Genomic DNA, 1,844 nt, shown 5'->3' with positions numbered 1-1,844 from the left:
AAAAATAGAAAACAAAAAGAAAAAGTTACAGGAAAAATTACAAGATTATATTAATAAAATAAACAACGCAAAAGCTAAACAAAATGAAAATCAAAATTCTAACTTTTAATAATTTTTTTGTGCGACGGGGCTTGTCCCCAAGCACACACAAGAGGCACTTAATTTTTTAACAAAAATTTTCGTGCCTCTTGTGTTTTACTTGTGCCACAAGGGCACTTCGTAAAATTTTAAAAGGGATAAAATGGCAAATGCTTTAACAATACAGCTAAGACCTACACAAAAATATTCTGCACCTTCGGTTGCAAATTTAATACACAATAGCGGATTGGCGAAAGCAACATATTGGATAAAAGACAGCAATAATATAATACAAAAATTTACAATAAAAGATGTAGCGCACGCGGTAGATTTATGGCGCGCTTGGGAAGAAAATGCAAAGCTTATTATTAATTTAAAAAAAAATAGAAATCCTTTAAAAAATCAAATTTTGATTGAGGAGGGATTATTAATCATTGGTAAAGATGTTTTAGAAAAAGACCCTAAAATTTTTATAAAAATTTTTAAAGAATTTGAAAAATGTTTTGAAGAAAAATATAACACAAAAGTTTTGTATTTTGTGTTTCACAATCACGAAGGGCACTTCACAGAAGAAGGAGAATTTTCTCAAAATTTGCATATTCATTTTTTTTTCAGAAACGTTGATGATTTTGGGGAAAGCGTTAGACGAAAAATTAAAAAAAGCGACTTATCTTTATTTCAAGATAAAATTTTTGAAATAGGTAAAAAATACATGCCTACATTGCAAAGAGCAAAAAATTATTTTAAAGAAGGTAAAAAAGCACCAAAACACAAGAGTCATCGTCAATATAGAACTGAAAAAGAAAGAGAAAAAGAGCAAAAATTACTTGCGAAAATTAAAGATTTAAAAGAACTAAATAAACAAATTAGAAAAGAATTTAAAGAGCTTGGAGCAAAAAGAGAAGATTACGCAAAATTAGAACAGCTTGTAAAAGATTTAAGAATAAAAATAAAAAATAAAGAATTAAGCTTACAGGAGATGAAAGAAGAGTTCAATAAGCAATTAAATAAATTAAAAGAGTTAGCATATAGTAAAAAATATACTTATTCAGATACAAAAAAGCCTGTTCCGAATACAGAAGTAATTAAATATTTAGAAGAAGAAAACAAAAAATTAAAAAATAAACTTTTGCACTCTGAAAACAGAGTGCAAGAGCTTGAAGAAGAGAATAAAAGATTAAAAGAGGAAATAGAGCTTTTAAAACGAGAACTTACGGAGAGAGATATTTACAAAGTTGTAGGAGAAATTTATTGTGCAAATTGCTATAACACAAAATTTAAAGAAAATATTGCTATTAAATTAAAACAAGAACAAATAATAAAAGATTATAAAATAAACGAGCAAAACAAAGTAACAATTAAAACAAAAGAATTTGAGCTTGAAGAAACAGAAAAAGATGGAACAGAAAGATTTAAAATTAAAAGAAGATTTAAAAGGCAATATTAAAATAAAAAATTTTATTAATAGTAATAAAAGTGCAAATTTAGGTTTTAAACCCAAAAGGTAAAAAATGAAAATAACAGCAGATACGCATCTCGGTCATACAAATATACTTCTATACGAGCCTGTTCGTATGCAAAAAGCAAAAATGGAAGGATACGAGGATTTTGACAGGTTTTTAATTGACAGATTGAACAGATATATAAAAAAAGACGATGAAGTTTTGCATCTTGGAGATGTAGCTTTTAAAGATAGTTATAAATTAGCAAAAAAGTTAAACGGGGAAATAACTCTTATTAAAGGCAATCACGATAAGGAAAAACAT

At 27.0% G+C, this 1,844-nt stretch carries 1 protein-coding gene and 1 pseudogene; both read left to right on the top strand.

Translation table 11 applies throughout. The annotated features are described in order from the left end of the window. Positions 1-241 precede the first annotated feature (241 nt). A complete protein-coding gene (locus tag MV985_RS07785) occupies positions 242-1,525 on the top strand; it encodes a hypothetical protein (RefSeq protein ID WP_297465016.1) in 1,284 nt (427 codons plus the stop codon). Between the two features lie 64 nt (positions 1,526-1,589). Then, a pseudogene (locus MV985_RS07780) lies at positions 1,590-1,844 on the top strand (hypothetical protein); the annotation flags it as partial.

The sequence above is a fragment of the Thermococcus sp. genome, from assembly GCF_027012695.1.
Classification (GTDB): domain Archaea; phylum Methanobacteriota_B; class Thermococci; order Thermococcales; family Thermococcaceae; genus Thermococcus.
Note: the sequence above shows the minus strand (reverse complement) of the source record. Positions and strands in the feature narration are given on the sequence as shown.

Coding starts and splice junctions, on each gene's coding strand:
- MV985_RS07785 (WP_297465016.1), top strand. CDS start 242: ATGGCAAATGCTTTAACAATACAGCTAAGACCTACACAAAAATATTCT.